At 72.5% G+C, this 23,239-nt stretch carries 27 protein-coding genes and 1 pseudogene; 17 read left to right on the top strand and 11 right to left on the bottom strand.

The genetic code is table 11. The features are described from left to right. The first annotated feature begins 3 nt into the window (after positions 1–3). On the top strand, positions 4–906 hold the full coding sequence (gene mshD / locus MVA48_RS18325) for a mycothiol synthase (RefSeq protein WP_246982304.1): 903 nt from the start codon (positions 4–6) through the stop codon (positions 904–906). A gap of 23 nt (positions 907–929) precedes the next feature. Here mshD and MVA48_RS18320 read toward each other — a convergent pair whose 3' ends face one another. From MVA48_RS18320 to MVA48_RS18305, 4 genes are read right to left on the bottom strand one after another with little or no spacing between them, the layout of a single operon-like run. Further along, a complete protein-coding gene (locus MVA48_RS18320; protein ID WP_246982302.1) occupies positions 930–1,097 on the bottom strand; it encodes a hypothetical protein in 168 nt (55 codons plus the stop codon). A gap of 13 nt (positions 1,098–1,110) precedes the next feature. After that, positions 1,111–2,031 (bottom strand): phosphate ABC transporter ATP-binding protein PstB, encoded by a 921-nt coding sequence (gene pstB / locus MVA48_RS18315; protein ID WP_246982300.1) that lies wholly within the window; start codon positions 2,029–2,031, stop codon positions 1,111–1,113. Positions 2,032–2,080: 49 nt separating this feature from the next. Beyond that, positions 2,081–2,983, bottom strand: coding sequence for a phosphate ABC transporter permease PstA (gene pstA, locus MVA48_RS18310; protein ID WP_246982298.1), 903 nt, complete (start codon positions 2,981–2,983; stop codon positions 2,081–2,083). Then, on the bottom strand, positions 2,983–3,534 hold the full coding sequence (locus MVA48_RS18305; protein WP_246982296.1) for a PstC family ABC transporter permease: 552 nt from the start codon (positions 3,532–3,534) through the stop codon (positions 2,983–2,985). Before MVA48_RS18305 ends, pstA (MVA48_RS18310) begins: the two co-directional genes overlap by 1 nt. Positions 3,535–3,693: 159 nt before the next feature. Here MVA48_RS18305 and MVA48_RS18300 point away from each other — a divergent pair, with 159 nt between their 5' ends. Continuing rightward, positions 3,694–3,858 carry a hypothetical protein gene (locus MVA48_RS18300; RefSeq protein WP_246982294.1) on the top strand — a complete coding sequence of 55 codons (165 nt, stop codon included), beginning with the start codon at positions 3,694–3,696 and terminating at the stop codon, positions 3,856–3,858. 218 nt (positions 3,859–4,076) lie between these two features. Here MVA48_RS18300 and MVA48_RS18295 read toward each other — a convergent pair whose 3' ends face one another. Next, entirely contained in the window at positions 4,077–4,994 is a 918-nt protein-coding gene (locus MVA48_RS18295; RefSeq protein WP_246982293.1) for a PstS family phosphate ABC transporter substrate-binding protein, read from the bottom strand. Between the two features lie 275 nt (positions 4,995–5,269). Here MVA48_RS18295 and MVA48_RS18290 point away from each other — a divergent pair, with 275 nt between their 5' ends. From MVA48_RS18290 to MVA48_RS24525, 6 genes and pseudogenes are all read left to right on the top strand, one after another. Then, positions 5,270–6,013 carry a response regulator transcription factor gene (locus MVA48_RS18290; RefSeq protein ID WP_246982292.1) on the top strand — a complete coding sequence of 248 codons (744 nt, stop codon included), beginning with the start codon at positions 5,270–5,272 and terminating at the stop codon, positions 6,011–6,013. A 168-nt stretch (positions 6,014–6,181) separates the two neighbouring features. Beyond that, complete coding sequence (pstS, locus tag MVA48_RS18285) at positions 6,182–7,279, top strand: phosphate ABC transporter substrate-binding protein PstS (protein ID WP_246982291.1); 1,098 nt, start codon at positions 6,182–6,184, stop codon at positions 7,277–7,279. 55 nt (positions 7,280–7,334) lie between these two features. After that, complete coding sequence (gene pstC / locus MVA48_RS18280) at positions 7,335–8,282, top strand: phosphate ABC transporter permease subunit PstC (RefSeq protein ID WP_246982290.1); 948 nt, start codon at positions 7,335–7,337, stop codon at positions 8,280–8,282. Beyond that, positions 8,282–9,370: a phosphate ABC transporter permease PstA gene (gene pstA, locus MVA48_RS18275; protein WP_246982289.1), complete on the top strand. Its 1,089-nt coding sequence runs from the start codon at positions 8,282–8,284 to the stop codon at positions 9,368–9,370. The genes pstC and pstA (MVA48_RS18275) overlap by 1 nt, the downstream gene beginning before the upstream one ends. A 17-nt stretch (positions 9,371–9,387) precedes the next feature. Beyond that, positions 9,388–9,857: pseudogene (locus MVA48_RS24530) on the top strand (phosphate ABC transporter ATP-binding protein); the annotation flags it as partial. Between the two features lie 45 nt (positions 9,858–9,902). Beyond that, a complete protein-coding gene (locus tag MVA48_RS24525; RefSeq protein WP_441300216.1) occupies positions 9,903–10,166 on the top strand; it encodes a hypothetical protein in 264 nt (87 codons plus the stop codon). 60 nt (positions 10,167–10,226) lie between these two features. On the opposite strand, the gene MVA48_RS18265 is transcribed toward MVA48_RS24525, so the two are convergent. Further along, the gene (locus tag MVA48_RS18265) at positions 10,227–11,642 is read right to left on the bottom strand and encodes an LCP family protein (RefSeq protein ID WP_246982288.1); all 1,416 of its coding nucleotides are present in this window, start codon (positions 11,640–11,642) and stop codon (positions 10,227–10,229) included. 715 nt (positions 11,643–12,357) lie between these two features. On the opposite strand from MVA48_RS18265, the gene MVA48_RS18260 reads away from it, so the two are divergent. After that, a complete protein-coding gene (locus MVA48_RS18260) occupies positions 12,358–13,116 on the top strand; it encodes a hypothetical protein (RefSeq protein ID WP_246982286.1) in 759 nt (252 codons plus the stop codon). 25 nt (positions 13,117–13,141) lie between these two features. On the opposite strand, the gene MVA48_RS18255 is transcribed toward MVA48_RS18260, so the two are convergent. Then, the gene (locus MVA48_RS18255) at positions 13,142–13,573 is read right to left on the bottom strand and encodes a DUF2795 domain-containing protein (RefSeq protein WP_246982285.1); all 432 of its coding nucleotides are present in this window, start codon (positions 13,571–13,573) and stop codon (positions 13,142–13,144) included. Positions 13,574–13,615: 42 nt separating this feature from the next. After that, positions 13,616–13,840: a DUF2945 domain-containing protein gene (locus MVA48_RS18250; RefSeq protein ID WP_246982284.1), complete on the bottom strand. Its 225-nt coding sequence runs from the start codon at positions 13,838–13,840 to the stop codon at positions 13,616–13,618. A gap of 276 nt (positions 13,841–14,116) precedes the next feature. Here MVA48_RS18250 and MVA48_RS18245 point away from each other — a divergent pair, with 276 nt between their 5' ends. The 8 genes from MVA48_RS18245 (at position 14,117) to MVA48_RS18210 (ending at position 21,087) form a co-directional block, all read left to right on the top strand. Next, positions 14,117–14,908 carry a siderophore-interacting protein gene (locus MVA48_RS18245; protein ID WP_246982283.1) on the top strand — a complete coding sequence of 264 codons (792 nt, stop codon included), beginning with the start codon at positions 14,117–14,119 and terminating at the stop codon, positions 14,906–14,908. Positions 14,909–14,999: 91 nt separating this feature from the next. Then, entirely contained in the window at positions 15,000–15,779 is a 780-nt protein-coding gene (locus tag MVA48_RS18240; protein ID WP_246982282.1) for a response regulator transcription factor, read from the top strand. Next, the gene (locus tag MVA48_RS18235; RefSeq protein WP_246982281.1) at positions 15,776–17,287 is read left to right on the top strand and encodes a sensor histidine kinase; all 1,512 of its coding nucleotides are present in this window, start codon (positions 15,776–15,778) and stop codon (positions 17,285–17,287) included. The genes MVA48_RS18240 and MVA48_RS18235 overlap by 4 nt, the downstream gene beginning before the upstream one ends. A 17-nt stretch (positions 17,288–17,304) precedes the next feature. Beyond that, positions 17,305–18,012 carry a PaaI family thioesterase gene (locus MVA48_RS18230; protein ID WP_246989290.1) on the top strand — a complete coding sequence of 236 codons (708 nt, stop codon included), beginning with the start codon at positions 17,305–17,307 and terminating at the stop codon, positions 18,010–18,012. After that, positions 18,009–18,623 (top strand): inositol monophosphatase family protein, encoded by a 615-nt coding sequence (locus MVA48_RS18225; protein ID WP_246982280.1) that lies wholly within the window; start codon positions 18,009–18,011, stop codon positions 18,621–18,623. The genes MVA48_RS18230 and MVA48_RS18225 overlap by 4 nt, the downstream gene beginning before the upstream one ends. Then, positions 18,527–18,748, top strand: coding sequence for an inositol monophosphatase family protein (locus MVA48_RS18220; RefSeq protein ID WP_246982278.1), 222 nt, complete (start codon positions 18,527–18,529; stop codon positions 18,746–18,748). The genes MVA48_RS18225 and MVA48_RS18220 overlap by 97 nt, the downstream gene beginning before the upstream one ends. 111 nt (positions 18,749–18,859) lie before the next feature. Beyond that, positions 18,860–19,780 (top strand): sulfate adenylyltransferase subunit CysD, encoded by a 921-nt coding sequence (gene cysD, locus MVA48_RS18215; RefSeq protein WP_246982276.1) that lies wholly within the window; start codon positions 18,860–18,862, stop codon positions 19,778–19,780. Next, positions 19,780–21,087, top strand: coding sequence for a sulfate adenylyltransferase subunit 1 (locus tag MVA48_RS18210; protein WP_246982274.1), 1,308 nt, complete (start codon positions 19,780–19,782; stop codon positions 21,085–21,087). The genes cysD and MVA48_RS18210 overlap by 1 nt, the downstream gene beginning before the upstream one ends. Positions 21,088–21,158: 71 nt before the next feature. Here MVA48_RS18210 and MVA48_RS18205 read toward each other — a convergent pair whose 3' ends face one another. The 3 genes from MVA48_RS18205 to MVA48_RS18195 form a co-directional block, all read right to left on the bottom strand. Next, complete coding sequence (locus MVA48_RS18205; protein WP_246982272.1) at positions 21,159–22,505, bottom strand: cytochrome P450; 1,347 nt, start codon at positions 22,503–22,505, stop codon at positions 21,159–21,161. 49 nt (positions 22,506–22,554) lie between these two features. After that, on the bottom strand, positions 22,555–22,719 hold the full coding sequence (locus MVA48_RS18200; protein WP_246982270.1) for a hypothetical protein: 165 nt from the start codon (positions 22,717–22,719) through the stop codon (positions 22,555–22,557). A gap of 80 nt (positions 22,720–22,799) precedes the next feature. Further along, entirely contained in the window at positions 22,800–23,189 is a 390-nt protein-coding gene (locus MVA48_RS18195; protein ID WP_246982268.1) for an ATP-binding protein, read from the bottom strand. Positions 23,190–23,239 lie beyond the last annotated feature (50 nt).

Below are 23,239 nucleotides of genomic sequence, written 5' to 3'. Positions count from 1 at the left end.
CGGGTGAGCGAGCAGATCGACGTCCCCGAGGTGCTGTCGCTGCTCGACGCGGCCGCGGCCGCCGACGGTGTGCGCCCCCTGTCGGAGGACGCCGAGCTGCGGCTGCGCAACCGCTCCCCCGGCGGTCACGACGTCGTCGTCCGGGACGGGTCCGCGCTGGCCGGCTACGCCCGGCTGGAGGACGGCGTGGCCGAGCTGGTCGTGCACCCGGATCTCCGCCGCCGGGGGTTCGGCAGCACCCTCCTCGGCCGCGTCCTGGAGCTGGCCGGTCCCGCTCCCCTGAGCATCTGGGCGCACGGCGACCTGCCCGGCTCGGCGGCGCTGCTGGGATCACGCGGCTTCACCCGCGCCCGCGTGCTGCTGCAGATGCGCATGCCGCTCGACGACGTCGACCCCGCCCCGCCACCCGGGTTGCCCGACGACGTGCACGTCGAGCCGTTCCGGCCGGGCCGGGACGAGGAGGCCTGGCTCCGGGTCAACGCCCGCGCGTTCGCCTGGCACCCGGAGCAGGGCCGGATGTCGCGGGCGGACCTGGAGCTGCGCGAGGCGGAGCCGTGGTTCGACCCCGCCGGCTTCCTCATGGCCTGGCGCGGGGATCCCGACGCAGGCGGCGAGCTGCTCGGCTCGCACTGGACGAAGGTCCACCCGCCCGGGGACGCCGGGCCGGAGGCCGTGGGCGAGGTCTACGTGCTCGGGATCGACCCCGATGCGCAGGGCATGCGCCTGGGCCGCGCGCTGACCGACCTCGGGCTGGCCCACCTGCGCGGCCGGGGGCTGCGCGAGGTGCTCCTCTACGTCGAGGAGGACAACGCGGCGGCCGTGCGGCTCTACGAGGGCCGGGGGTTCACCCGGTACGCCGTCGACGTCGCCTGGACGCGCCCGGCCGCTGAGACCACTGCCCCCTGACCCTCACCCCATGGCGAAGCGGTTCAATCGGGACCGATGCCGGGGTCCGGCCCCTCCTGGGGGATCAGGCTGTCATGCTTGCGGTCGCTGACGGAACCGGGGTCGCCTCCCTCGGCCGCGTTGCGAGCGAGCTGCTCCCGCGGACCCTCCTCACTGCCCTCGTCCGCGGGACGGTCGTCGCGCTCGCCCATCGGTGCCCTCCGATCAGCCGAACCGGCCCGAGATGTAGTCCTCGGTCCGCTTGTCGGCGGGGTTGGAGAAGATCTTCGTGGTCAGGTCGAACTCCACCAGCTGGCCCGTCCGGTCGCCGGTGCCCTCCGCCGCCTGCGCGGTGAAGAAGGCCGTCCGGTCGGCCACGCGGGCGGCCTGCTGCATGTTGTGGGTCACGATGATGATCGTGTAGTCCCTGCGCAGGTCCTCCATCAGGTCCTCGATGCGCGCGGTGGCGATCGGGTCCAGCGCGGAGCACGGCTCGTCCATCAGGATCACCTCGGGCCGCACCGCGATCGTGCGGGCGATGCACAGGCGCTGCTGCTGACCGCCGGACAACCCGTAGGCGGACTGCTTGAGCTTGTCCTTGACCTCGTCCCACAGCGCCGCCCCGCGCAGCGCCTGCTCGACCAGGTCGTCCATCGACTCGACCTTCATGCCCGTCACCCGCGGACCGTAGGCGACGTTGTCGTAGATCGACTTCGGGAAGGGGTTGGGCTTCTGGAAGACCATGCCGATCCGGCGCCGGACCTCGATCGGATCCACGTCCGAGCCGTACATGTCCTGCCCGTGGTAGGCCACGCGCCCCGTCACCCGCGCGCCGGGGATGAGGTCGTTCATCCGGTTCAGGCACCGGAGCACGGTCGACTTCCCACATCCGGACGGGCCGATCATCGCAGTGATCTCGTTGCGCCCGTACACGAGCGACACGTCGTTCACCGCACGGAAGGCGCCGTAGTAGATGTCGACGTTCTCGCACTCGATGACCGGGGTCGGGGTCTCCGGCAGGAAACGTCCCGTACCGCCCTGCGCCTCGACATGGGGCCGGGGCGGCTCGTTCGTGGGCGCGCCGCCGTCGGAGGAGGTGGTGTCCGCGGCCGGCGCGGGCGCGGTCGAGGTCTGCGTGCTGGTCATGATGCGTCCAGTCCGTGGGAGGGGTGCGGGCAGGCGAGCCGGTCCGAGGTCACCAGCGCCTCTGGTAGCGGTTGCGGATCACGATGGCCAGGGCGTTCATCAGGAGCAGCATGCCGAGCAGGACGATGATCGCCGCCGCAGCGACCTGCTGGAAGGCGACCTGTGGCTGACCGGCCCAGTTGAAGATCTGGATGGGCATCGTCGTGAACCCCGAGAACAGTCCGTCGGGGTCGTAGCGGATGAACACGAGTCCGCCGAGCAGCAGCAGCGGGGCGGCCTCGCCGAGCGCCCGTGACAGCGCCAGGATCGTCCCGGTCGCGATACCGGGGATTCCCGACGGAAGGGTCTGCCGCCACACCGTCTGCAGCGGCGTCGCGCCCAGCGCCAGCGAACCCTGGCGGATCTCGGCTGGAACCGCGCGCAGCGCTTCACGGGTCGTGATGATGACGACCGGCAGGATCAGCAGGGCCAGGGCGATGGCCCCGGCGAGGACGACGCCCCGTCGCAGTCCGATGGTGAGCGCCAGGCCCGCGGTGAGCATGCCGTAGACGATGGCCGGCACGGCCGCGAGGTTCTGCAGGTTCACCTCGATCAGCCGGTTGTACCAGCGCGCCGGATTGGCGAACTCCTCGAGGTAGATGGCCGCCGCGATGCCCAGCGGGATGGCCAGGACGGCCGTTGCACCGATCACCCAGAAGGATCCGATGATCGCCGCCCGAGCACCCGCGGTCTCCGGGGAGACCTGCGACGAGTAGTTGGTGAACAGGGCGCCGTCCAGCCGCGGCAGTGCATCGATGAACGAGGTGACCAGCAAGACCACCAGCGTCAGCACCGCGAAGGCCAGGGCCACCCAGAGGGCGACCAGGAAGCCGATCGACGCGGGGCTCCGATCGCCGTTCCGCTCCGTCCTGAGCGGGCGGGCGGCCTGGGCGAGCTGACCGATGGTGGCCATCAGTACGCCTCCCGGAACTTACGGACCAGCCGGATGCTGATCATGTTGACCACGAACGTGATGAGGAAGAGCAGCAGACCCACCGCGAAGAGCGTGTTGTAGGTCAGCGTTCCGGGCGTGCTCTCGCCCGTCGCGGTCTGGGCGATGAAGCCGGTCATCGTCTGCCCCACCTCGGTGGGCCCGCTCACCATCCGGGCCTGGGTGCCCGCGGCCAAGGCGACGATCATCGTCTCGCCGACGGCGCGCGACAACGCCAGCACGATGGAGGCCGCGATCCCCGAGACGGCAGCCGGGAACACGACGCGCAGCGTCGTGCGCATCTTGTTGGCGCCGAGGGCGAGCGATCCCTGGCGCAGCGAATCCGGGACGGCGGACATCGCGTCCTCGGACAGGGACGCCACCGTCGGGATGATCATGATGCCCAGGACGAGGCCGGCCGAGAGCACGCTGAAGGTGCCGACGTCCAGACCGAGGAGGTCGTTGAGGATGACCGGGGCGACGAAGGCGAGGGCGAAGAACCCGTACACCACCGACGGGATGCCGGCGAGCACCTCGAGGACCGGCTGAGCACCTTGCGGACGCGCGGGCGGGCGTACTCGGCCAGGTAGATCGCCGCCCCGAGACCGAAGGGGACAGCGATCAGGAGGGCGATGGCCGTCGTCCAGGCGGTGCCCGTCACCAGTGGCAGGACGCCGTAGGACTCCTGGCCGGTGAACCGCGGCGACCACCGCGTGCCGAAGAGGAACTCTCCGACGCTGACCTCGCGGAAGAAGGACAACGCCGGTATGAGCAGGGACACGACGATGCCGACGGTCACCAGGACGGAGAGCAGGGCCGCCGCGATCAGCACGATCATGACGGCCCGCTCGCCGTAGCGAGGTGACTGGCGGCGGAGGGACGTCGGGTCGAACCCGTCGCCCCGCTTGCTCCGGGGGTCCCCGCCGCGGGGGACCCCCGTCTGCCGTGATGGTCACGACGCTCCTCTGTCGTTCATCGCCCACATGTGTTCATCGCCCGGGGTGCGGACGGTCGAGCGGCTCCGGTCAGCCGATCGACGCGGCCGCGGACTCCAGCTCGTCCCGCTGCTCGTCGTTCAGCGGGATGTACTGGGCCGCCTCGGCGATCCGGTCGTCGTTCGTCGCGTAGAAGTCGACGAACGCCTTGACCTCGGGCTTGTCCGCCGCCGAGCGGTTGGAGACGTAGATGAACAGCGGACGAGCCAGGGGGTGTAGGACCCGTCCTGCGCGGTCTCGGCGCTGGGCGCGACACACCCCTCCCCGCTGTCGATCTCGACGGCCTTGAGCGCCTCGGCGTTCTCCTCGTAGTACGTGTAGCCGAAGTAGCCGATCGCGTTCGCCGAGCCGGACACACCCTGGACGAGCACGTTGTCGTCCTCGGAGGCGTTGTAGTCGGTACGGCTCACGCCCTCCTCACCGTTGATCTCGTCGGTGAAGTAGTCGAAGGTCCCGGAGTCGGTACCGGGGCCGTAGAGCTCGATCCGCTCGGCCGGGAACTCGGGGTTCACCTGGTCCCACGTGGTGACGGTGCCCTCAGCGTCCGGCCCCCACAGGGTGGCCAGCTCCTCGGTGGTCAGGCAGCTGATGAAGTCGTTGTCGGCGGAGACGACGACGGTCAGGGCGTCGGTGGCGACCTGGAGCTCGGTGAAGTCGATGCCGTTCTCCTCGCAGAGCGCGGCCTCCTCGTCCTTGATCGGGCGCGAGGCGTTCGAGATGTCGGTCTCGCCCTGGCAGAAGACCTTGAAGCCGCCGCCGGTGCCCGAGGTGCCGACCGAGACGTTGACACCGGGCTCCTCCTCGGCGAAGAACTCACCCGCGGCCGCCGTCAGCGGCTGGACCGTGGAGGAGCCGTCGACGAGCACCTCCCCGGACAGAGCCGAGTCGCCGCTGCCGGCGTCCGCTTCGTTGGAACCGCCGCAGGCACTGAGACCAAGGGCGAGGGAGAGCACGGCGGCCGCCGGTACGGAACCGCGGCGCAGGGTGCTGGTCGTCAACGGATGAGCCTCTCTGTCTCTGCCCGGGAGACCGGGCAGCGGTACGGACGGCCCGAAAGCTAGGGAGCAGCGGTGAACCGATGCACCGCGCCAGGTGAACGGACGACGAACGTTGCCGACACGCCCGTCGACCTCGGCGGTCCGCCGGCGGCCCGTGAAAGGTCCCCGGACCCTCCACGGGGAGGCGGCGGTCGTCGTCCCCACCGAGGATGTTCAGCGGCCGTTCACGTTGGCGCCGCTCCTGCAACACCCTCGGCCGCTTTGCTGCCAGCACCATGAACAGCCTGCGGTCGACGGTGACGGCGTTCCCGAAGGGCCAGTCGGCCTCGGGCGCCGCGAGGTCACGGGCACGCGCAATGCTGCTGGTGGTCGACCCCGACCCCGGGGCGGCCGCCCTGCTCGAGGACACCGGTCATCGGCTCGATGTGCGGATCTGCACGTCGGCCGCCGAAGCGCTCCTGATCGCCGGGGCGACGAGCCCCGACGTCGTCCTCCTGCGTGCGGACACGGCGGACGTGCCAGCGCCCACCGTGGTGGAACTGCTCGACCGCTGCTGCGACATCCCGGTGATCGTGGCGGTGGACGCCGAGCACTCGGAGCTCGCGGGCGCTGCCCTCGACGCCGGCGCGGTCGCTTGTGTTCCCCGGCCCTACCGGGCCCCCCGGCTCGTCTCCCTCGTGTCCGCCCTCCTGCCCGCCACCCGCGAGGACGAGACCGTCCGCTGCGGGCAGCTCGAACTCTCGCCCGACGCCGGCACGGTTCGGCTCCGCGGCGCGCTGGTGGCCCTGCCCCCGCAGGAGTTCCGGCTGCTCCATTTCCTCATGGCGCACGAGGGGCGCGTGGTGAGCCAGCTGGAGCTCTGGGAGGCCGTGTGGAGTCGCACCGCGCCGTCGGCGTCCAACACCGTCTCCGTGCACGTGCGCAGGCTCCGCCGCCGGCTCGGGGACGACCTCCATCGACCGCGGCTGATCACCACGGTGGGGCGTTCCGGCTACCTGCTGCAGGGGCCTGCCGACTGACGTGACCCCGGCCACCCGGACGGCCTGGCACGGCGCGGGGAACCCGCGCCGATCGCGTCGTTCATCTTCCGTTCACCGGCTGGGGGGTGGCCGTCAATCTTCCGTCCCTACCGTCACGGGTCGTTCACCGGGACATTCATGACCGGTTCATCGCGGAAGGGTGGTTGGGTGCGGTCCGTCCGTGTGCGCTCCTGCTCGCTGCCCCTCCTCGTGCTCGCCGCGAGCGTCCCGCTCACGGGCTGCGCGGCCGTGAACGAACGCAACCTTGCGCCCGGGGCGGGTGAGCAGTACAGCGGATCCCTCGTGGGTGCCGGCTCCAGCGCCCAGCAGGCCGCCATGCAGGGCTGGACCGCCGGCTTCGCCGGGGTCCAGCCCGAGGTGAGCGTCGACTACGACCCCATCGGCTCCGGCGGGGGCCGCGAGCAGTTCCTCGCCGGGGGAACCGACTTCGCCGGCTCCGACGCCTACCTCGACGACGAGGAACTCGGCAAGGCCGAGCAGCGCTGCGGTTCGGACGGCGTCTTCGAGCTGCCCAACTACATCGCACCGATCGCCGTGGTCTACAACGTCGCGGGGATCGACGAGCTCGATCTGTCGCCGACGACCATGGCCGGCATCTTCGACCAGCGGATCACCCGATGGGACGACCCGGCGATCGTCGAGGACAACCCCGGCGTCCAGCTGCCCGACCTCGGCATCACGCCGGTCAACCGCAGCGACGAGTCGGGCACGACCGAGAACTTCGTCGACTACCTCCACCAGGCGGCGGGCGAGGTGTGGCCGCACGAGGTCGACGGCTCGTGGCCGGTGCCAGGCGGCGAGGCGGCACAAGGGAACTCCGGAGTGGTCGGCGCGGTGCGCGCCGGCAACGGCACCATCGGATACGCCGATCTCAGCCAGGTGGGCGATCTCGGTGTCGCGCGCATCCGGGTGGGAGACGAGTACGTGGCGCCCAGTGCCGAGGCCGCCGCGGCCGTCGTCGAGAACTCCCAGCCGCTCGAGGGGCGCGGACCACACGACTACGCGATCGAGGTCAACCGGGACACAGCCGGGTCGGGGGAGTACCCGATCGTGCTGATCAGCTACCACATCGGGTGCGTCACGTACGACGATCCGAACACCGCCGAACTCGTCCGCGCGTTCCTCGGCTACGTGGTGAGCGAGGAGGGGCAGGAGGCCGCCGCCCTGGTGGCAGGCTCCGCCCCGATCTCCGATCGGCTCCGCGACCAGGCGTTGACGGCGATCGACGCCGTCGCGGCCGGCTGACGAGGAAGCGACACCCGACGATGGGACATCTGCCATACCTCCGGATGGAGCACCCGTGACCGGGACCCGGCATGCGCCGGACACGCGTCCGAAGCAGGTGATGCGCCGCGGCGACCGGGTCTTCTCCGGAACCGCTCGCGGGGCCGGGATCCTCATCATGGTGATCCTGGCCGGGGTGGCGGCCTTCCTCGTCGTCGAGGCGACCCCGGCGCTGCGGGCACCGGCGGAGGACATCCCCGGCGGTGAGGGCCTGGTCGCCTACATCGCGCCGCTCCTGTTCGGCACACTGCTGGCCGCGGTCATCGCACTGATCGTCGCCACACCGCTCGCCGTGGCGATCGCCCTCTTCCTCACCCAGTACGCCCCGCGTCGGGTCGCCCAGGGGCTCGGGTACCTCGTGGACCTGCTCGCCGCCATCCCGAGCATCGTCTACGGCTTCTGGGGCATCTACTGGCTGGCCCCCCGGCTCGTTCCGTTCTTCCGCTGGCTCGAGGAGAACCTCGGCTTCATCCCCCTGTTCGCCGGCCCCACCTCCGCGACCGGCCGGACGATGTTCACCGCCGGCCTGGTGCTGGCCATCATGATCCTGCCGATCGTCAGCGCCATCACCCGGGAGGTGTTCCGCCAGGTACCGACGCTGCACCGCGAAGCCGCGCTCGCCCTCGGTGCGACGCGCTGGGAGATGATCCGACTGGCCGTCCTCCCCTACGGCCGATCCGGGATCATCGGCGGCTCGATGCTGGGTCTGGGACGTGCCCTCGGTGAGACCCTGGCCATCGCGCTGGTGCTGTCGGTGTCCGGCGGCATCACCTTCAACCTGATCAGCAGCGGCAACCCGTCGACGATCGCGGCCAACGTCGCGCTGCAGTTCCCCGAGTCCAGCGGCATCGACGTCAACACCCTGATCGCCAGCGGCCTGGTGCTGTTCGTCATCACCTTCGCGGTGAACATGGCCGCCCGGTACGTCGTCAACCGCCGCGCCGACTTCTCCGGAGCCAACTGATGACCGGAACCGTCACCCCGGTGCGTCCGCCGGCCGGCAGTACGCCCTCCGGACGCGGGACCGTGCAACGCACCCGGCGGCTCCCGCGCTGGGTGCCACCGGGCGCCTTCGCCGTGGCCTTCGCCGTCATGCTGCTGATGGACCTGGCGACGGACTCGAACGTCGCGGTGCTCGCCCTCGGCACCGTGGTCCTGGGGACGGCGCTCCTCTACGGCCTGTCGCGGGCGCTGGAGGGCGCGCGGACAGCCAAGGACCGGCTGGTCACCTGCCTCGTCCTCAGCGCGTTCGGGCTGGCCATGGTGCCCCTGGTCAGCTTGGTCTACGAGGTGGTCCGCCGCGGTGCCCAGCGCTTCGACGGTCAGTTCTTCACCTGGTCGCTGCTGGGAGTCGTCGGAGAGGGCGGCGGCGCGTACCACGCGATCATGGGCACGCTGGTCATCACCGGCTGGACCACGCTGATCGCCGTGCCGATCGGTCTGATGACCGCCATCTACCTCGTCGAGTACGGCACCGGCCGGCTCAAGCGGACCATCACCTTCCTGGTCGACGTCATGACCGGCATCCCGTCGATCGTCGCCGGACTGTTCGCCTACGCGTTGTTCGTCATCTTCTTCGGCCCAGGGATCCGCCTGGGCATCGCCGGCGCCGTCGCGCTGTCGGTGCTGATGATCCCGGTGGTCGTCCGCTCCGCGGAGGAGATCCTCAAACTCGTCCCGAACGAACTGCGGGAGGCGGCGTACGCCTTGGGCGTGCCCAAGTGGCGGACGATCATCAAGGTGGTCGTCCCGACCGCCATGGCGGGACTGGCCACGGGGGTGACCCTGGCCATCGCACGCGTGATCGGGGAGACGGCCCCGTTGCTCATCACGGTGGGCATCGCCAACGCGACCAACTTCGATCCGTTCGACGGGCGCATGGCGACCCTGCCCGTGTACGCCTACTACCAGCTCACCCAGCCCGGCGTCCCGCCGGAATTCGCCATCGACCGGGCCTGGACGGCGGCGCTCATCCTCATCATGATCGTGATGGGCCTGAACGTCGTCGCCCGCCTGATCAGCCGCTTCTTCGCCCCCACGACCGGTCGCTGACCGGGCAGGAGGAAACCGTGGCCAAGCGCATCGACGTCTCGGACCTGAACATCTACTACGGCAGCTTCCTCGCCGTGCAGGACGTCACCGTCTCCATCGAGCCCCGCAGCGTCACGGCGCTGATCGGACCGTCGGGATGCGGGAAGTCGACCTTCCTGCGCTCGATCAACCGGATGCACGAGGTGCTCCCGGGTGCGCGGGTCGAGGGCAAGGTCGTCATGGACGGACAGGACCTGTACGGACCCGGCGTGGACCCCGTGGACGTCCGCCGGCAGATCGGCATGGTCTTCCAGCGTCCGAACCCGTTCCCGACGATGTCGATCTACGACAACGTCGCAGCGGGTATCCGGCTGAACAACAAGAAGATCAGGAAGTCCGACCTCGACGACCTGGTCGAGCGCTCGCTGCGCGGAGCCAACCTGTGGAACGAGGTGAAGGACCGACTGGGGCGCCCGGGCTCAGGGCTCTCGGGGGCCAGCAGCAGCGACTGTGCATCGCCCGGGCGATCGCCGTCGAGCCGGACGTGCTGCTCATGGACGAGCCCGCCTCGGCGCTGGACCCGATCTCGACGCTGGCGATCGAGGACCTGATGACCGAGCTCAAGGAGCGGTTCACCATCGTCATCGTGACCCACAACATGCAGCAGGCGGCGCGGGTGAGCGAGCAGACGGGCTTCTTCAACATCGGTGGCGCCGGCCAACCCGGTCGGCTGATCGAGTTCAACCCGACCGAGAAGATCTTCAGCAACCCGGACGAGAAGGCCACCGAGGACTACATCTCCGGCCGCTTCGGCTGAGAAAGGACCCCGTCCTCCTCACACCTCGCTCCGCTCGGCGCGAGCCTCTGGACGGGGCCTTCAGCAGGCGATCGGAGCGGGCTCCGCTGCCGTGGCGGGGGCCGGAGCCGTCGTGTCGGCCGGCGGCTGCGCCGCCGGCGGCGGGATCGTCACGGCCACGACGCTCTCGAACCCGGGACCGACGACCAGCTGCACGGTGTCGCCGATCGCGTCGCTGGGCTGCAGCGCCGAGCCGGGCACGGCGGCGGCCACCGTGCGTGCCTGCTCCACGACCCCCGGCCCGTGCCGCACGACGGTCTGGTTCACGGTCCCGGCCTCGTTGCCCACGGCTCCCACGACGAACCCCTGGGCGCGCAGCTGGTCGGCGACGGTGGCGGCCAGGCCCGTCGTCCCCGTGCCGTTGAGGACGTCGACCGTGACCGTCGCGGGCTCGGCGGTGAGCACCGGTCCGGCTGGTTCGGCCGGAGGCGGCGCGGGCGCCTCCGCTGTGCCGGGCGCCTGACCGTCAGCGCCAGGGGCGCCGTCAGTGGTCAGCTCGGCGGGCACGGGGTTCCCTTCGATGACCGCGTCGAAGAGCGTGCGCGTGAGGTCGTGGTCGAGGACGACGTAGGCCTCCTCGGAGCCGGCCGGCACGTGGCCGACCTGGGCCACCGGCAGCGTCGCCCGCTGCACCGCGTCGCCGGTCAGCTCGCCGAGCGAACCGGCCAGCACGCGCAGGTCGCCCAGCGTGGTCTGCTCGTCGACGGTGAGGGCGTCGGCTGCCCGGTTGAGGAACCGCGCCAGCGCGACCGGGTCGGCCAGCGTGGACGTCGACATCGCGGCTCGCAACGTCGAGGTCAGCAGCCGCTGCGCGCGTTCGGCCACCAGTGCGCCGGTGACGTCGGACCCGGTGTCCCCCGGCGCCAGGAAGCTGCCGGCCGCCGCTCCGTCGACCTCCGTCAGGCCCGGCTCCAGCGGGCCGGCCGCTGCCGCGGTCGCCGCCGACGGGAGCACGCAGACCGGCACCCCGCCCAGGGCGTCGACCATGCCGGGCAGCCGGCCCAGGTCGACATCGAGGTAGTGGTCGACGCGCAGACCCGAGAGCTGCTGCACGGCGCGGACCATGCAGGACGGTCCGCCCTCGAGCAGCGAGGCGGCGAAGGCTTCCGTGGTGGGGTTGCGCAGGTCCCCCTCCGGCGTCCGGCACGCGGGGGTGTCGATCATCGCGGTGGGCGGGAAACTGACCAGCACCGCCGACCTGCCGTCGGCCGCGACGGTGGCGAGCAGCGTGGCGACGGAGGCGGCGCCCGTCTGGTCCGGAACGCCGCTGCCCACGACGAGGTAGGTCTGCGCACCCTCCTGGAGCGCCGGGGCGAGCACCTCAGGGCCGTCGACGGCCAGCGCGTCCACGCGGTCGATCTTCTGGTCGACGTAGAAGTACAGCCCCAGGTGGTAGAGCAGGACCACGCCCACCACCGCCGCGAGCGCGGCTATCACCCGGGTGATCCGACGGCGCCGCGGGCTGGCCGGCGGGCGATCGGCGGGACGCGGACGGCTCCCCCGCGGCTTCGCGGCCGTCGGCGGCGGCACCGTGCCGGGCAGCGGCGGGATCGGCCCACTGCGTCGGGAGGGACGGCTGGCGGGTTCCCAGGCGGCCGGCGAGCGGGCCGGCTCGCGGGCGGGCTCCGGCCGGGCAACCGAGCGACCGACCGCGCCCGGCACGGGGGAAGGCCCGCCTGCGGGGCCGGGCGGCCGGCGACGCCGGGTACCGGTGGCAGGCCGGGTTGCCGGACGGCCGGCGGAGCGCCGCCGGCAGGGCGGTGGGGATGCCGTTCCAGGGGGCGCTCGACGCGGTTCTCCGGCTCCTCGACCCGTCGCGCGGCCCGGCGCCGGCCCACCGAGCTGCCCTGGCGGGCCAGCAACTGCTCGACGGTGACGGGGTCGGCCGCGGAGGGCTCCCCCGCGCGGGACCGGCGGCTGCGCCCGGGTAGGCCAGGGGTCAGGCCACGGCCACCTGCGCCGTCCCCCGTCGACTGTTCCCCCACCGGTGCCGACACCTTCTCGTAGTCGTCCGTGCCCTGTCCGTGTTCACCACGACGATACGGGGGCCGCGCCGGTCCTCACGCCGGACGCGCGGCACACCGCCCCCCTCGCCCGGGCGCAGGGTGCAACCGAATAGTGGGCCACCGTCCTGGTGCGTAGCCTGAGCCCGGTGAGACTGCCGTCACTGCCTGGCCCGTCGGACGTGTTGTCGGCCGTGGGGGGAGTCCGGGACGGCGTCAGCGACGCCCTCGCCCTCGTCCCACGGGTGGGGGCCGCGGTCGGCCGGATGGAGGAGCTGCTCGACCAGGTGTCGCGTCTGCTGACCCGCGTCGACGCGATCGTCGACCGTGCGGACGACGCCATCACCCGTCTGGACAGCACGCGGACGCGCGCGGACGAGGCGATCGCCGCCGTCGGCGACACGCAGGCCCGGGCGGACCAGGCGATCGAGGGCGTCGGCCGCACCCAGGCGAGGGCGGACGACGCGATCGAGGCGGTGACCCGTACGCGCGAGAAGGCCGACGCGGCCATCACCGGCGTCGAGCGGACCGCCGCCCGCGCCGACGGCACCGTCGTCCATGCGGAGGAACTGGTCGGCCGGGTGGAGCCGCTGCTCGTCGAGTACCAGCCCGCCCTCACGTCCCTGGCCCCGGCCGTGCGGCGGTTCGCCGCGAGCTTCGACCCCGCCGAGGTGGAGGCGCTGATCACGCTCATCGACCGGCTGCCGAAACTCGTCGCCCACCTCGACGAGGACATCCTCCCGGTGCTGGAGACGCTCGGCACCGTCGGTACCGACGTCCACGACCTGGTCGACACGGTGCAGGACATGCGGCAGATCGTGAAGGGTTTCCCCGGCTCCCGGCTGTTCCGCCGGCGGGGGGCGGAGGAGATCGCCGAGGAGGAGGCACGGGGGAACGACGGCGGGTGAGCCGTCGCGTCCGCCTGGTCCTCGATCAGGTCTCGGTCGGGTACCCCAGGGCGCGGGTCACGTCGCCGATCCGCTCGAAGACCTCTCCCTCGGGCAGCTTCTCCAGCTCCGCGACCACGACGTCGGGGGCCCGGTGGTCACGGGCGGCCTCGACGAGCTGGTCGCGGGTTCCGGGGAAGGGCTCGCGGGTCAGCCAGCGGGCCAGCTCGGCGCGGGCGACGACGGCGTCCTCGGTCATCCCGACCGGGACGCCCCCGACGAGCGTCCCGGCCGGATCGGCGTCGATGTGCGGGTCGCCCTCGGCGACCGGCTCGACCTCGCGCCACTCCGCGGCGCGCGTCGCGCGCTCCGCCTTGAGCATCCCCTGGATCTCGTGCTCGAGCTCCTCGTCCATCCGGGGGCCGTGCTTGGTGCTGCGGGCGGACGTGCCGGCGAACTGGTCTCCGGACTCGGTCACTGTGCCTCCTGCTGTTCGGACCCGGACGACGCCGGGCCGTGGTCAGTCCTTCGTCAGCGCGCCGGGCTTGTGGACCGCCGTGCGGCCGCTCTTGTCCGACGTCACCTCGTACTGCGGCTCGTCCGGGCTGGCGCGGACCGTCCGGCCCGACGCCTCGGTGTCGGAGGTGATCTTCCGTTCGACGGTGCCCTCGGTGGTGGTCCCGTGGGTCTTCCAGGAGACGTGATCACCCGTGCTGGGGCCGTCCTGATGCCGGTCGTCAGCCATGCCTCCCCCCTGCCCGTCCGGGGCCGCGCACACACATGGCGTTGCGGATCACCCGTTCGGGACCAGACCTCACTCCTGCGGGCAGTGGCAGACCGGCTTTCGTCACGTAGCGTTCACGGGGACGGGGGTGGATCCCACATCCGCGCTGCTAGACGGCGCGTGATGACTACCCACGGTGAGATCCGCACCCGTCCACGATCGCCGGCCCGGTCGACTCCATTCCCCCGGAGACGGCCGGGCCGGCCCCTGTCCGGGGTCCACCTACCCTGGGCCGACGTGACCACCCCCGATGCCGGCACCTCCGAGGGCCCCAGCCCGGTGGACGTCCTGACCGTCGTCTCCGTTCGCGACGTCACCCCCTCGGTGCGCCGGGTGGTGCTCTCCGGCAGCGCGGCCGCGGTGGCCGGAGCCGGCCCGACCGTCAACCTGCTGGTCCCGCGCGTGGGCGACCGGGCCCCGCACTGGCCCGGGGTGGCCCGCGACGGGCGGATCGTGTGGCCACTGGGCAGCCACGGCGTCAGCCTGCGCAGCTACACCGCCCGCCGCCAGGACCCGGCGGCGGGCGAGGTGGAGATCGACTTCGTGCTGCACGGCGACGGACCCGCCGCGGCCTGGGCGACGGCCGCCGAACCCGGCGCGCTGCTCGGCGTGGCGGGCGCGGCCTCGCTGGGTGACCGTGCCGCGGCCCACCTGCTGCTCGTCGGTGACGAGACGGCCCTGCCCGCGATCAGCCGGATCCTGTCGGCGGCAGCCCCGGCGACCGTCGGGACGGCGCTGCTCGAGGTTGCGGGCCCGGAGGAGGAGCAGCCGCTGACCGCACCCGCGGGGGTGGACGTGCGGTGGCTGCACCGGGGAGACGCGCTCCCGGGCGAGCACTCGCTGCTGGCCGACGCCGTCGCCGCCCTGGAGCGCCCGGCGACCGACGACCTGTTCGCGTGGGTCGCCGGTGAGTCGGCCGCGGTCCGCGCCATCCGGGCCGACCTGCGGGGACGGTGGGGGCTCGGCCGCGCGCAGCACCACGCGATCGGCTACTGGCGGCGCGGTCGGGCCATGTCACCAGCCGGCTGAGCCGGCCCACCGGCCGGTCGGCCGCGGCCGCCCAGGAAGTTCACAGGTAGCGTCCAGAGCGACCGCAGGCGGAGGCGTCACCGTCGAGGGCATGACGACGGCACCCGCTCGCCCGACCGGAGGACCCGTGGCCGGCACCTCGCAGTCCCATGGTGGGCACACCAGCACGACGCCGGAGGCCCGGCTGCTCGTCGTGGACGACGAGCCCAACATCCGGGAGCTGCTCTCGGCCAGCCTGCGCTACGCGGGATTCGAGGTCGCGACCGCGGCCGACGGCCAGCAGGCGCTCGCGCTCGCCGACTCCTTCCGGCCCGACCTGCTCGTGCTCGACGTGATGATGCCGGGACTGGACGGCTTCGGCGTCGTCCGCCGACTGCGCCAGGCCGGCCGGCACACACCGGTGCTCTTCCTCACGGCCAAGGACGCCGCCGAGGACAAGGTCTCGGGCCTCACGCTCGGCGGCGACGACTACGTCACCAAGCCGTTCAGCCTCGACGAGGTCATCGCTCGGATCCGCGCGGTGCTGCGGCGGACCGCCGGCGCGCAGCCGGCCGCGGCGGAGGCCCCCCGCCTCACCTTCGCCGACATCGAACTGGACGAGGAGAGCCACGAGGTCATCAAGGCCGGCGAGGTGATCAGCCTCTCCCCGACCGAGTTCAAGCTGCTGCGCTACCTCATGGCCAACGCCGGGCGGGTGCTGTCCAAGGCGCAGATCCTCGACCACGTCTGGAACTACGACTTCAACGGCGAGGCCAACGTCGTGGAGTCCTACATCTCCTACCTGCGTCGAAAGATCGACACCACCGAGCCCCGCCTGCTGCAGACCATCCGGGGGGTCGGCTACACGCTGCGGTTGCCGCGGGGGTCGTGACGCAGGCGCCGGCCAGCCCCGACCGCGGGCCGCGCGTCCCGCTCCGGATCACCCTGGTCGCGCTCCTGGTCGCGCTGGTCGCGGTCGCGCTCGCGGCGACCGGGGTGACGGCGACCTCGCTGCTCAAGCAGTACCTGCAGCAGCAGAGCGACGACGAGCTGCGCGACAGCGTCATGGGCTTCGCGCGCACCCCGGGACTGCTGCAGGCGTGCATCGCCGAGCCGGAGTACGCCCAGCCGAGCCCCACCTACGTGGCCTGCCTCGCCCCGGACGACGACGAGCCCATCGTCCTCGCCGCACCCCGCGGCCCGGGCGACGAGATGCCCGAGGTCGACGACGCCGCGATCGAGAAGCTGCGCAGCGGCACCGGTCCCTTCGACGTCGACTCCTCGGGCAGGGACGACTGGCGGATGACCTCGGCGGAGCTACCGGGCGGATACATGCTGGTGGTCGCCGCCGAGCAGCGCGGCGACGCGAACGCCATCGGCCGGCTGGTCCGGATCGAGGTCGTCGTGGGCCTGATCGTGCTCACGGTGCTCGGCGCCGCCGGTTACCTGCTGGTCCGCAACAGCCTCCGGCCCCTGGTCGAGGTCGAGCGGACGGCCCGCGCCATCGCGGAGGGCGACCTGTCCCGGCGCGTGCCCGTCGGGGATGAGCGCACCGAGGTCGGCCGGCTCTCCCTCGCCCTCAACGGCATGCTGTCGCGGATCGAGAGCGCCTTCCGTGCGCAGCAGGCCTCCGAGGAGGAGGCGCGCGGCTCGGAGGACCGCATGCGCCGGTTCGTGGCCGACGCCAGCCACGAGCTGCGCACGCCGCTCACCTCGATCCGGGGTTTCGCCGAGCTCTACCGGCAGGGGGCCGTGCGCAGCGACGACGACGTGCGCCGGCTGATGGAGCGCATCGAGGCCGAGGGGTCGCGGATGGGCCTGCTCGTCGAGGACCTGCTCCTGCTGGCCCGCATGGACCAGCAGCGACCACTGACCTTCGCCCCGGTCGACCTCGCCGGCATCGCCGGCGACGCGGTGCACGACGCCACGGCGGTGCAGCCGGACCGGCCGATCGCGCTGCGGCTCGACGACTCGCTGACCGATGTGCCCGTGGTGGTCGGCGACGAGTCCGCTCTGCGCCAGGTGGTCGGCAACCTGGTCACCAACGCCCTGACCCACACACCGCCCGGCACCCGGATCACCGTCACGGTCGCCGGGGACGACGCGGACCCCGACGTCCTGCTGCTGCGCGTCGCCGACGAGGGGCCGGGCATGGAGGTGGCCGACGCGGAGCGGGCGTTCGAGCGCTTCTACCGGGCCGATGCCTCCCGGACGCGCGCCGCCGGGGGCACCGGGCTCGGGCTGGCCATCGTGGCCTCCCTGGTCGCCGCGCACGGCGGTTCCGTCCACCTCGACACCGCCCCCGGCGAGGGGGCGGCGGTGACCGTCCGGCTCCCCCGCTCCGGGCCGCAGCACCGGGCGCCCACCGGGGGCGACGCGGAACCGGCCCCACGGCCCTGACAGCATTCGCGGTCGTGATGAACGACAGCGACGTGGCCCTCCCGGACGCCGAACCGCTGGCCGCCGTGGTCGACCTCGGGACGGCGCTGCGCGAGCTGATCGAGGTCTCGGTCACGACGACCGTCCACCCGGCCGAGGTGCGGACGGCCGCCGACCTGGTCCGCCAGGTGACCGAGCGGCTGGCCGTGGCGCGCCGACCGGCGTCCCAGCTGTCGGCCCTCGACGACCCGTCCACCGGCCGGCGGGTGTTCAACCCCGTGAGCGGCCCGGGCAACGGGATGGCCCCGCCGCTGCGGCTGCGGCGGGCCGAGGACGGCCTGGTGGGCGAGGCGACGCTCGGCGTGGCCTACGAGGGCCCGCCCAGCTACGTGCACGGCGGGATGAGCGCCCTGCTCATGGACCAGGTGCTGGGGGACACGGCGGCCGCCGCCGGCGTCTGGGGCATGACCGTGCACCTGGAACTGGACTACCGCGGCCCCCTGCCCGTCGGGGAGAAGCTGGCCTTCCGGGGCCGCGTGGCCGAGACCACCGGCCGCAAGTCGCTCATCGTGGGGACCATCGCGCTGGCGGCCGCCCCCGACGAGCCGCTGGTCGAGGCGCGCGGACTGTTCGTCCTGCCCCGCCAGGAGAAGTTGACGACCATCTTCGGCGGCATCACCGACGCCTCCGGCGAACACCGGCCGCCCAGCCGGGCCACCGACGCGACGGCCGTCGAGGACGAGTGACCGCGGGGGACGTGGAGGTCGCCGCCCGCGCTGCACGAGCGGCAGCGGGGGCGCTCGTCGCCCTGCGCGGGTGCGGCCTCGGCGGACGCCCGCTCGGCGACGCGGGTGACGCGGCGGCGCAGGAGGCGATCGTCGCCGTCCTCACCGCGGAGCGGCCGGACGACGTGGTCTTCAGCGAGGAGGCCGTCGACGACCGCCGCCGTCTCGCCGCATCGCGGGTCTGGATCGTCGACCCGCTCGACGGCACGCGGGAGTACGGCGAGGAGGACCGGCACGACTGGGCGGTGCACGTCGCCCTGTGGTCGAGCGGCGAGCTGACGGCGGCCGCCGTGGCCCTGCCGGGGCTCGGCGAGCTGCTGCTCACCGACCCCGCTCCGCGACTGCCGGCGCGAGCGGACGGACCGGTCCGCATCGCGGTGAGCCGGAGCCGGCCCCCGCCGTCGCCGATGCGGTCGCCGCGACGCTCGGCGCCGAGCTCGTGCCGATGGGGTCGGCCGGCTACAAGACCGTCGCGGTGGCCCGCGGCGAGGTCGACGCCTACGTGCACGCCGGTGGCATGTACCAGTGGGACTCCGCCGCGCCGGTGGCCGTCGCCCGGTCCGCCGGGTTGACGGCCTGCCGTCTCGACGGCTCGCCACTGGTCTACAACGCCCCGGAACCATCCCTGCCAGACCTCGTCGTCTGCCGTCCGGAGCTCGCCGAACGGGTGCTGGCTGCGGTGCGCTCTTCGTCATAGCGGACACTGGTCGGGAATCCGCATCGATCCGATGCGGTTGGTCGTCAACGCTGACGTGCGCCACCCAGCCGTGCCCAGCCAGCTCTGCCGCCGACAACCGGAGTCCACCCCGTGACGACGCTGCACCACCGGCCTGACTACCGACTCAGCCAGCTGGAGACGCTGGAGGCCGAATCGATCCACGTCATCCGCGAGGTGGTCGCCGAGCTCGAGCGCCCCGTGCTGCTGTTCTCCGGCGGCAAGGACTCCATCGTGATGCTGGAGCTGGCCCGCAAGGCGTTCGCGCCGGCCCGCATCCCCTTCCCGGTGATGCACGTCGACACCGGGCTGAACTTCCCCGACGTCCTGGAGTTCCGCGACAAGCGCGTGGCCGAGCTCGGCGTGCAGCTGATCGTGGCCTCGGTGCCCGACGCGATCGCCAAGGGCCTGGTCAAGGAGGAGCCCAACGGCTCGCGCAACCGGATCCAGACGCCGGTGTTGCTCGACGCGGTCGAGGAGCACGGCTTCACCGCGCTGTTCGGCGGCGCGCGCCGGGACGAGGACAAGGCGCGGGCCAAGGAGCGGGTCTTCTCCTTCCGCGACGAGTTCGGGCAGTGGGACCCCAAGAACCAGCGCCCGGAGATCTGGGACCTCTACAACGGCCGGATCCACCTGGGCGAGTCGATCCGCGTGTTCCCGTTGTCCAACTGGACCGAGCTCGACATCTGGCAGTACATCCTCCGCGAGAACATCGCGATCCCCCCGCTCTACCTCGCGCAGGAGCGGGAGGTCGTCGAGCGGCAGGGGATGCTCTACGCGGTCAACGAGTTCATCCGCCCGAAGGAAGGCGAGCAGGTCCGCAAGGAGACGGTCCGCTACCGCACCGTCGGTGACGCCAATCTGACCGCCGCCGTGCTCTCGGAGGCCGCCACGGTCGAGGACGTCATCGCCGAGATCGCGGTGACCCGGATGACCGAGCGCGGCGCCACCCGCGGCGACGACAAGGTCAGCGACGCCGCCATGGAGGACCGCAAGAAGGAGGGGTACTTCTGATGAGCGACCCTGTGGACCTGCACACCCCCGAGGCAGAGCACGCGCACGACGTCGCGCTCGCCCGCAAGGACATCCTCCGCATCGCGACCGCGGGCTCCGTCGACGACGGCAAGAGCACGCTGATCGGCCGGCTGCTCTACGACAGCAAGGCCATCTTCGAGGACCAGTACGAGGCGGTCGAGCGGGCCAGCAAGGGCGACTACGTCGACCTCGCGCTGCTCACCGACGGGCTGCGCGCCGAGCGCGAGCAGGGCATCACGATCGACGTCGCCTACCGGTACTTCTCCACCCCGCGGCGCACCTTCATCCTGGCCGACACCCCCGGGCACGTGCAGTACACGCGCAACATGGTCACCGGCGCCTCCACCGCCGACCTCGCGATCGTGCTCGTCGACGCCCGCAAGGGCATGCTCGAGCAGAGCCGCCGGCACGCCTTCCTCGCCTCGCTGCTGCGGGTGCCGCACGTGGTGGTCGCGGTCAACAAGATGGATCTCGTCGACTGGTCAGAGGAGGTCTACGAGAACATCCGCGACGAGTTCAGCGCGTTCGCCACCAAGCTGAACGTCCCCGATCTCACCGTCGTCCCGATCTCGGCGCTGCACGGCGACAACGTCGTCACCCACTCGCCGAACACCCCGTGGTACGAGGGCACCACCCTGCTGCACCACCTCGAGCACGTGCACGTGGCCAGCGACCGCAACCTGGTCGACGCGCGTTTCCCGGTGCAGTACGTGATCCGGCCGCAGTCGGACGCGTTCCACGACTACCGCGGGTACGCCGGCACCGTGGCCAGCGGGGTGCTGCGGCGCGGCGACGAGGTCCAGGTGCTGCCCAGTGGCCTGACCAGCACGATCGCCGGGATCGACGGCCCCCGCGGGCCGGTCGAGGAGGCCTTCCCGCCGATGGCGGTCACCATCCGGCTCGAGGACGACGTCGACGTCTCCCGCGGCGACCTCATCTGCCGGCCGGCGAACGCACCGACCGTCACCCAGGACGTCGACGCCCTCGTCTGCTGGATGGCCGACGAACCGCTCCGGCCGCGGCAGCGGCTGGCGATCAAGCACACCACCCGGACGGTCCGCGGGATGGTGAAGGACCTGGCCTACCGGCTCGACGTCAACACCCTCCACCGCGACCAGGACGCCGAGGAGCTCGGGCTCAACGACATCGGCCGGGTGCGCCTGCGCGTCACCCAGCCGCTGTTCGTCGACGACTACACGCGCAACCGGGTCACCGGCCGGTTCATCCTCATCGACGAGTCCACGAACGCGACCGTCGGCGCCGGGATGCTCACCCCCGCAGGGTAAGGACCTCCTCCTCCCCGCCCCTCGCTCGCTCGGGGCGGTGCCCTGGAGGAGGCCGAAAGCCAGAGGTGCTCTCAGCGCAGCCTGACCGGCAGCCGCTCGAACCCCCGGAGCGTCCTCAGGTCGCGTCGTTCGGGTCGCCCGCTCACCCGCAGCTCCGGAAACCGCTCGCTGAGCCTGCGCAGCCCGATCACGCCCTCGAGACGGGCCAGGCCCGCGCCCAGGCAGTAGTGGATGCCGGCCGAGAACGCCAGGTGGTCGCGGGCGTTCGGCCGGGTCACGTCGAACCTCGCCGGGTCGGGGAACACCTCGGGGTCACGGTTGGCCGCACCGAGCAGGACGACCATGCGCGAGCCGGCCCGCACCGGCTGCCCCGCGATGACGACGTCCGCACCGGCCGTCCGCCCGGTCAGCTGGACAGGGCTGTCGTGCCGGAGCACCTCCTCGACCGCGCCGTCCCAGCCCGGCGGGTCGGCGATCAGCGACTCCCACTGGTCGCGGTGCGCGTCGAGCAGGACGACGGCGTTGCCGAGCAGGTTCACCGTCGTCTCGAAGCCGGCCCCGAGCAGCAGCAGGACCGTCGCGTGCAGCTCCCGCTCGGTGAGCGCCTCCTCCTCGGGGAGGCCGACCAGCCGGCTGACCAGGTCATCGCCGGGGTGGCGGCGCAGACGGGCGAAGTGCTCGGCCAGGAACGCGTTCATGGCGCGCAGCGCCCGCTCGGCGCTCACGTACCGCCGGAAGGACAGCCCGGGGTCGAGCGTGGCCGCGGCGGCGGCACCCCACCGCAGGAAGTCCTCCCGCCGTTCACGCGGGACCCCGAGCAGGTCGGCGATGACGAGCACGGGCAGCTGGGCGGCGTAGGCGTCGACGAGGTCGACCACACCGGTGGAGCGCTCGAGGCGGTCGAGCAGGTGGTCGGCGGTCTGCTGGACGGCCGGCTCGAAGGCCGTGATCGCCCTCGGGGTGAAGGCCTTGCTCACCAGACGCCGGAAGCGGGTGTGGTCCGGCGGGTCCACCACCAGCATGGACGGCGGCTCCGCGACGCCGGTGGCCTCCGGCTGGTCGCCGAAGCGGAAGGCCCACTGCATCCACCGCGGCGCCCGGTCCAGCGGGAGGGCGGACCCGAACGACTCCGACCGCAGCACCTCGGAGGCGACGGCGTGGGACGTCGTCACCGGACCGAGGCTGCCGGGGACAACCGCTCCGCGGGCCCGCAGCTCCTCGTAGAGCGGCCACGGCTCCTCCCGCACCGCCGGATCCCTGAGCAACCGCCCGAGGGGATCGCCCCGCCGGGCCCCGCCGCTGAGGTAGGCGGCCGGGAGCCCGTGCCGCACGGCCCAGCGGACGGCCGTCCTCGCCGGGCGCAGGGCCGCCGCCCGGACGACGGGACGGGGCGCGGTCGCGACTGTGTCCGTGGTCACCGCCGCAGTCTGTCAGCGACCCACCGCGCGTCCGAGGGGTGCAGTCGGCTCAGGCCTCGTCGGTCGGTGCGGGAGCCTCGCCGGGGTCGCCGTTCCAGTCCTTGCCCGCGGCGTCGGCGTTCTCCGACGCGCTGTCGGTCTGACCGGCGACGGTCTCGACCATCTCCTCGTCGGACAGGCCCTCGCCCGCGGACTGGGTGTTCGGCTCGCTCATCGCGCACTCCCTCTCGGTGGCCGGCTCTTCTCCCCCAGCCCCTCCCCGATCGCCGTCGCCGGCAAACCAGCCGGACCCGCTCACCCGAGGGGCGGCGCGAGCTCGAACCAGACCCGTTTGCCCCCCCGGTGGTCCTCCACTCCCCAGCGGTCGGCGATGGCCCGCACCATCTGCAGTCCCCGGCCACGCGGCCGGTGCTCCGTGAGCTCCTGGACCACGGGGCGCACCGCCGAGCCGTCGACCACGGCGATCCGCAGCCACGCGTCGGCCATCGCCAGCTCGAGCGAGAGATTGGCCTCACCCTGCACGTGGTCGACGACGTTGGCGACGAGCTCGGTCACCAGCAGAGCGGCGTCCTCGTGGTCGTGCGGCGCGTCCCAGGCCCGCAGCAGCTCCCGCACGACGTGCCGGGCGACCGGGATGCTCGGTGGGATCGGCGGTAGGTCGATGCTCGCGTTGCGAGTGCACACGACGGGGTCCGTTCTGCCGGGGGAGCGGGGACGGGCGCGTCCACACCGGC

Origin of the sequence: Blastococcus sp. PRF04-17 (genome assembly GCF_023016265.1) — a bacterium.
In the GTDB taxonomy this organism is placed as follows: domain Bacteria; phylum Actinomycetota; class Actinomycetes; order Mycobacteriales; family Geodermatophilaceae; genus Blastococcus_B.
This window is presented reverse-complemented; position numbering and strand designations above follow the sequence as displayed.

Coding starts and splice junctions, on each gene's coding strand:
- MVA48_RS18320 (WP_246982302.1), bottom strand. CDS start 1,097: ATGGGCGAGCGCGACGACCGTCCCGCGGACGAGGGCAGTGAGGAGGGT.
- pstB (WP_246982300.1), bottom strand. CDS start 2,031: ATGACCAGCACGCAGACCTCGACCGCGCCCGCGCCGGCCGCGGACACC.
- pstA (WP_246982298.1), bottom strand. CDS start 2,983: ATGGCCACCATCGGTCAGCTCGCCCAGGCCGCCCGCCCGCTCAGGACG.
- MVA48_RS18290 (WP_246982292.1), top strand. CDS start 5,270: ATGAACAGCCTGCGGTCGACGGTGACGGCGTTCCCGAAGGGCCAGTCG.
- pstA (WP_246982289.1), top strand. CDS start 8,282: ATGACCGGAACCGTCACCCCGGTGCGTCCGCCGGCCGGCAGTACGCCC.
- MVA48_RS24525 (WP_441300216.1), top strand. CDS start 9,903: ATGGACGAGCCCGCCTCGGCGCTGGACCCGATCTCGACGCTGGCGATC.
- MVA48_RS18250 (WP_246982284.1), bottom strand. CDS start 13,840: ATGGCTGACGACCGGCATCAGGACGGCCCCAGCACGGGTGATCACGTC.
- MVA48_RS18240 (WP_246982282.1), top strand. CDS start 15,000: ATGACGACGGCACCCGCTCGCCCGACCGGAGGACCCGTGGCCGGCACC.
- MVA48_RS18230 (WP_246989290.1), top strand. CDS start 17,305: ATGAACGACAGCGACGTGGCCCTCCCGGACGCCGAACCGCTGGCCGCC.
- MVA48_RS18210 (WP_246982274.1), top strand. CDS start 19,780: ATGAGCGACCCTGTGGACCTGCACACCCCCGAGGCAGAGCACGCGCAC.
- MVA48_RS18200 (WP_246982270.1), bottom strand. CDS start 22,719: ATGAGCGAGCCGAACACCCAGTCCGCGGGCGAGGGCCTGTCCGACGAG.